Annotated in this window: 7 protein-coding genes; all 7 read right to left on the bottom strand. The window is 50.7% G+C overall.

The window, feature by feature from the left end; all coding sequences use genetic code 11:
- Nucleotides 1-712: phosphoribosylamine--glycine ligase (gene purD / locus Q0369_RS00795; protein ID WP_298094668.1), on the bottom strand; the 712-nt coding region annotated here is incomplete at its 3' end.
- 243 nt (nt 713-955) lie between these two features.
- Complete coding sequence (locus tag Q0369_RS00790; RefSeq protein WP_298094665.1) at nt 956-1,588, bottom strand: uroporphyrinogen-III synthase; 633 nt, start codon at nt 1,586-1,588, stop codon at nt 956-958.
- 679 nt (nt 1,589-2,267) lie between these two features.
- Nucleotides 2,268-3,641 (bottom strand): argininosuccinate lyase, encoded by a 1,374-nt coding sequence (gene argH, locus Q0369_RS00785; RefSeq protein ID WP_298094674.1) that lies wholly within the window; start codon nt 3,639-3,641, stop codon nt 2,268-2,270.
- A gap of 190 nt (nt 3,642-3,831) precedes the next feature.
- Nucleotides 3,832-4,461 carry an NAD(P)H-dependent oxidoreductase gene (locus tag Q0369_RS00780; protein WP_298094662.1) on the bottom strand — a complete coding sequence of 210 codons (630 nt, stop codon included), beginning with the start codon at nt 4,459-4,461 and terminating at the stop codon, nt 3,832-3,834.
- A 13-nt stretch (nt 4,462-4,474) separates the two neighbouring features.
- Complete coding sequence (locus tag Q0369_RS00775) at nt 4,475-5,656, bottom strand: hypothetical protein (protein ID WP_298094659.1); 1,182 nt, start codon at nt 5,654-5,656, stop codon at nt 4,475-4,477.
- A complete protein-coding gene (locus tag Q0369_RS00770; protein ID WP_298094656.1) occupies nt 5,653-6,480 on the bottom strand; it encodes a hypothetical protein in 828 nt (275 codons plus the stop codon). The genes Q0369_RS00775 and Q0369_RS00770 overlap by 4 nt, the downstream gene beginning before the upstream one ends.
- A gap of 1 nt (nt 6,481) precedes the next feature.
- Nucleotides 6,482-6,582 (bottom strand): hypothetical protein (locus Q0369_RS00765; protein WP_298094671.1); only part of this gene is annotated, 101 nt, incomplete at its 5' end.

The following is a 6,582-nucleotide window of genomic DNA, read 5'->3' as shown; positions in this document are numbered from 1 at the left end:
CGGCATCCGCTAGCGGGCTTGGCGCATAAGCTCCCATGCCGCCGGTGTTCGGGCCAAGATCGCCGTCAAGAAGCTTTTTGTGATCCTGCGCTACGGGCAGGCTTACGAAATTCTCCCCGTCACAGATCGCAAAAAAGCTAAGCTCGTAACCATCTAAAAACTCCTCCACGACGACGCGCTTGCCGGCTTCGCCGAAGCTTTCGCCGCTTAACATATCCGTAGCGGCTTTTTTAGCTTCATCTTTGGAATTTGCGATGATGACGCCTTTGCCAGCGCATAGGCCGTCCGCTTTGACCACGACGCGGCCGTCTAGGGTATCGATAAATTTTGAAATTTCGGATAGATCGTCGCTGCTTAGGAATTTTGCGGTTTTGATATGATTTCGCGCCAGAAAGTCCTTCATATAGGCCTTGGAGCCCTCAAGCTTCGCCGCAGCGGCGCTGGGACCGAATATTGCGAGGCCTTGCGCTTTGAAAATATCCACGATACCTTTTGTAAGCGGCTCTTCGGCACCCACGATGGTAAGAGCTACGTCGTTGTTTTTGGCAAAGAGCGCGAGCTCATTAAAATCTTTTAAATCTAAATTTTTACCGAGCGCCTTTGTAGCGCCGTTTCCCGGAGCAAAATACAGATTTAAAACGTTTTTATCCTCGCGAAGTCTTAGCCCGATCGCGTATTCTCTACCGCCGCCGCCGATTATTAGGATATTCAATGAAGCCTCCGTAACGTAAAAAACCCAAGTGAGCGTTGCGTAAAAAGAATCGGCTCAAACAAAGCCAATCTTGCAACTAGGAAAAATCTCTAGGTCGCAACCCGTAACTTTAAAAAAAGCTCGAGCCGAGCCGCGTCACACGGACCTCTCACGTCGTCGCTTATACAAATATGTTGAACCCTCATATAAAACGCTCTCGCTTCACCCAGGCTTGGGCAAAATTATAGTCTAAATTTGCTTAAACTATGGCAAAAGCGCCAGATCGACGCAGGATTTTATCGACATTCTTTCGCAGATTATCGGCTCGCAAAACTCGCTCAAAACGCTCGCCGTCGTCCTGCCGATACAGATCGCCTTGTAGCCCTCGTCCCAGCCGAAATTTGCGGTAAAGCCGCGAACGTTCTTAGGCGAGGTAAAAATCAGCGTGCTGCCTTGCGGCGGCTTTGCGGCGGCGGGGAGGCTAAGGATGCAATTTTCGTAGGCGATCACGCTTTGCAGCCGCACGCCGGCGCTAGATAGAATTTGCTCCAGCCTCGATACCGTCTCGCGCGCGCGCAGATACAGCGCGTCTCTGCCCTGCAAGAGCGGCGCGATCTCCGCGGCAAACTCATTTCCGTGCCCGTGCCGCGCCGTGTAGATATCGCGAAATCCAAACTCGCGCGCAGCCGCCGCACACGGCTCGCCGATAGCGTAAACGGGCGTATCTAAATCGACCGAAATTTCATTAAATTTTATCGCCGCCACCGCATTTTTGGAGGTAAAAATTAGCGCGCCCGTCTGCGCAGGCAGGCTAAATTTGAGAAATTTTATCTCGCAGACCGCAAGCTGCCTCACCTGCGGATGATCAAATTTCGTATTAGACACCAGATATATCAAAATGCCCTCCAAAATATTTAAATTTACTTTGATTCAGCCTCACTCCTACCTCCACGACGCGTAGAAACAAAGAAAATATTATTTGATTTGCTTCTACTTAATTCTACTCCGAGCCGCCCTTTTTGCCTGGGCAAAACCGCCTGTCTGACCTGCCTACGCTTATTTAGTCACGCTTAAGCAGTCTAGCGGCGGCACGCTTTTTTAAAATTTTATCTCACTGTCTAAATTTGCAACCAAGCACTCCACTTTGCGCCGGCTCGGTCTTTTAAATTTAACTTTATAGCCTCAGGCGCCTTCTCTAAAGCTAGCTTAGGACGCGCCGCTGTTCTTAAATTTTACTTAGCGGGTCGTGGCAAGCACTTAAAACACTGTCGAGAGGCCCGCTCAGGACACAGCTAACGCGCCGCCGCTCACTAATCCCGCCTAGCCCGTGTATGCATCCACACAGATCGCCGAAGTTTCAAATTTAAAGACACGATCGCAAAATTTCAAAATTTTGCCGCTTAAATTTTGAAACACTTAAAATTTCATCCTCGCGCTTAAAAAACTCCGCTAGCGTGCTATTTTTTATTGCACTCTTTTTCGTTCTCATCGCCCCGCCGAGCTCAATGAAAAATGCCCGTCCTCGTCCGCTATATACTCGTAAAGCTCGCGCGCGTTCAAATTTGGCTCCTTAAATTTAGCCCTTCAGCCACTCGTTTAAAATTTCAATCTGCGCCGCAACGCTCTCGTTTGCCGTGCCTCCTTGCGACTTGCGCGCCTCCTTAGAAGCGTTTAGATCAAGAAATTTAACCGCACCCGCGCCCAAGCTCTCATCCACGCTTGCAAGCTGCTGCGCATTTAGCTCGCTCAAATCTAGGTCCAAATTTTCCGCATACGCCACGGCCTTGCCCGTGATGAAGTGCGCCCGGCGAAAGGGCACGTTTTTCTCCCGCACGAGATAATCCGCCAGATCGGTTGCCGTGAGGTGCCCCCGCCTGGTCATCGCAAGCATATTTTGCTCGTTAAATTTAGCCGTTTTTAGCATCTGTTTTAAAATTTCAAGGCTCGCAAGCGCGGTGGAAACGCTGTCAAAAACGCCCTCCTTGTCCTCTTGCATATCCTTGTTGTAGGCTAGCGGCAAGCCCTTCATCACCGTTAGCAGCGCGACGAGATTGCCGTTTACGCGCCCCGTTTTGCCCCGTATTAGCTCGGCGACGTCGGGGTTTTTCTTCTGCGGCATGATCGAGCTACCCGTGCTGTACGCGTCGCTGATCGTGACAAAGCCAAACTCCTGCGAGCTCCACAAGATTAGCTCCTCGCACAGGCGCGATGCATGCGCCATCAGCACGCTTACGTTAAACAAAATCTCAAGCGCGAAATCGCGGTCGCTGACGCTATCCATCGCGTTTGGCGTCACTCCCGCAAAGCCTAGCTGCTGCGCGACGAGCTCGCGATTTATCGGATGCGGCGTGCCGGCAAGTGCGGCGGAGCCTAGCGGACAGAGGTTATTTCGCTCGCGCGAGCTGGCAAAGCGCTCGTAGTCGCGGCGAAACATAAACGCGTAAGCTAGCAAATGATAGGCAAGGCTCACGGGCTGGGCGTGCTGAAGGTGCGTGTAGCCGGGCATCAGCGTGTCCGCGTGCTCGCTAGCTATATCTCGCAGAGCCTCTACTAGCTCGCGGATTTTTTCGGCGATTGCAGCGCCGCTTTTGAGCACGTAGAGGCGAAAATCGAGCGCGACCTGATCGTTTCTGCTGCGCGCAGTGTGCAGCCTGCCGCCAAGATCGCTTCCGATGAGCTCGCTTAGGCGCTTTTCGACCGCCATGTGGATGTCCTCGTCGGCGGTTTTAAACTCAAATTTACCGCTTTTTATCTCCTCAAACACGGCGTCAAGCCCGGCGATTATTTTTTCGCTCTCATCAGGCTTTAAAATCCCGCAGGCGCCGAGCATCCGAGCGTGCGCCTTGCTGCCCGCGATATCCTCCTGCCAAAGCGCCCTATCAAAGCCGATCGAGGCGTTAAACTCCTCCAAAAGCGCCGAACTCGCCTCGCTAAAGCGCCCCTCCCACATTTTTTTCACGCTCGCTCCTTCGTTTAAATTTTCGGTGATTTTTTAAAATTCTAAATCTCGCCGCACAAGATTTGTGGGCGAGAAAAAAGGCTAAAGCGCGATAAATTTCTAAAAAATGCGTGTGTTGCTTCACACACCAGCTTTAGACTTTTACGCGCTGTAAATTTAATACTCTAAAGCCACTTTTGACTTATTCAATCCACTTTACTACGTCATCCATGCCGCGGCGGATCTTTTGCGGCTGTGGATTTACGCGGTAGCCGAAAGGCACGAGTAGCGCCACGCGACGCTCATTCCATTTTAGATTCAAAATCTCTCCGAGCGCTGCGCGATCAAAGCCCTCCATCGGGCAGCTGTCGATGCCGCGGCTTGCGGCCTCGTTCATCATCGCAAGTGCTGCGAACATGCACTGCGCGTGCGACCAGTGAAATATCGCCTCGTCGTCGTTTTTAAAGATCCTGCTCACGGTGTCTTCGTAAAATTTTAACGCCGAAGCCCTTTTCTCCTCGCTTGCAAACGAGCGACGATTTATCGCCTCCGCTATGTAGGTGCCGCCCGCTTTAAATTCCTTGATCTTTGCCAAGATCACGACCAGATGCGAGCACGAGGTGATCTGCTGCTGATCCCACGATTTTTCGCGGATCCGCTCGCGCAGCGCCTTGTTTTGCACGACTAAAAAATCCCAATGCTCTAACCCCATATAGCTGGGTGCTAGGATGCCTGCTTGCAAAATGGCGTCGAAATCGGCTTTGCTTACCTTTTTGTTCTCGTCAAAAATTTTGCACGCGTGGCGAAATTTCATAATCTCTAAATGCGTCATAGCCTCTCCTTGATTAGTTTTTGTAAATTAAATACCCGCCATCTTTGCGTCTGATGCTGAGGTTGCCCTCATGCGAGCGCACGCCGATGCGGTAGTAGCCGTCCTCTTTGGTGACGTTGATGTCGCTAAAGCCGCCGATATTTACCGCAAAGCTCGCGCCGCTAAGCGGGATCTCTTGCCGCCAAAACTCCGCCTCAAGCACGCCCGAAGCGTTTGCGTCGGAGCTTTTGAACTCGTCTGCGGTGATGAGCTGCACGCTGTCTTTGCGGATGACAAATTTTAATCCGTCGTCAAATTTAAGCGTCTCTAGCGGTAGCTCCAGGCGCGGCGCGAAGCTAGGCGTGATGCCACTTTGTGAGGCCTGCTTTTGTAAATTTGGATCAGTCGAAGTAACCGAGACATCTAGCGCCCTATGTAGCGCGGGTTTGGCGCTAGCGCTTAGCACGAAGTCATCGTGCCAATCAATCGAGCGATTGATATCAACGATCTTTTCGTGCAAAGTCCCGTCATCGTCCCTATATCGCACGATCAGGCTTTCGATCGTAAGAGCGTCGGAGGGAAGCGCAAAGGTTTGCTGCGTGAAATTTTTAGGCGCGGGCGTATTCTGCGGCTTGGCGGCGGAGCTTTGCGCCGGATTGGAATTTTGCGGAGCAGATTGCGCGTTTTGTTGCATAGTAGAGTCTTGCACCGTAGAATTTTGAGCTGTAGAATTCTGTGCCGCCTTAAAATTTTGCGCTACCGTAGAATTTAGCTCGCTTACTTCTGGCACGATCGGTAACTCATCGGGAGGTGGAAGCGTCGTAACTGAAGGCTGCGCGGAAGAGTTTCGTTCCGTTTTTATGACCTGCGAAGGAGCACCGATGCCCGCTTTGGGCGCAGGAGCTTTTTTTTCGGTCTGCGAGAGCTGTGCGCTCACAGCTTTTTTGGCGACGCTTGTTTTGACGCTAGAATTTGCTTCTGCGACGCTTTTTTGCATTGCTGCGGTAGGACTTTTAGATGTTTCAGGTTTCATTACAGCTTGCTTAGCGTTTGGGCTTTGCGCACCTTTTTTTGGCTCTTTAATTGCCAAATCGGTAGAATTTTGTTCTTTTGCCGCGGTGATGCTAGGTTTCGTAGCGTTGGAATTTGCGCTATTTAAATTCTCTGCGTTTAAAAAAGTGCAAAGACCTAAAATTAGCAAAGAAATTTTTCTCATTTTTTAAGGTCCGGATCGAGCGAGCGACGCTCTAAATAAAGCTTTTGCAGCTCGGCGTTTTCCTCTTTTAGCCGCTCAACGTCGGTGAATAAAAACGCCTTTTCCTTTTGCAGTTGGCGCAGCACCTCAAACGATCGTTTGCCAAACAGCACGTCGCCTACGAAGATGCCCGCAAAAACGACGCAGACAATCAGCGCAAGAGCTGCAAAAATCTGCTTAAGAGGTGAAAACGGATTGATAAAATTCAGCCGTTCTTTTAAATTTTTACGCTTCTTTAAAGCTTTTTTAGCGGCAGGATCTGCGTTTTGCGGCATAAAAGAAAATCCTTGCGCGGCAGGATTTATGTCTTGTGCTGCAAAGCCCGTGCCATTAAAGCCGTGCTCTACGCTCTGAGCCGCAAAACCCGCGTCGTTTGGAAAGCGGTTTTCTTTCGCGTATAATTCTGCACTCTTTAAATCGCCGCCCCCAATAAATTCTGCGCCGTAAAAGCCCGCGTCTGCTTGCGAGCTACCTTCGTAGTTTCCGCTTGCAGCGGAGCTTTTGCCACTTAAATTAGAGCTGCTGCTTGTGGCTTCAGAGGTAGAGCCTGCTTCATCTATACCGCGCGAGCCTACGTTATGATTTTTGCGGAAGCCAGCCCCTGCCTCGCTAAAATCTCTGCCAAAATTTTCATCGCTATAAAATTCTTCATCGTCAAAAAAATCGTCCTCGTCAAAGTCTGCGTCTGAATATCTGCCTTGCGTGTCCGTATAATCCGCTCCGTCCGTATAGGTGCGCTGTGCGCCGCCTTTTAAGCCCTGCTTGGACTTTTTTTTAAAAAACATTTTAAATTCGGCTTCCTAAAAACTCGTCCGTCTCGCGCTCGATCTCGAGCAGGCGGTTGTATTTTGCGTTGCGTTCGCTTCTTGAGGTCGCGCCCGTTTTGA

Origin of the sequence: uncultured Campylobacter sp., from assembly GCF_938030685.1 — a bacterium.
In the GTDB taxonomy this organism is placed as follows: domain Bacteria; phylum Campylobacterota; class Campylobacteria; order Campylobacterales; family Campylobacteraceae; genus Campylobacter_B.
Note: the sequence above shows the minus strand (reverse complement) of the source record. Positions and strands in the feature narration are given on the sequence as shown.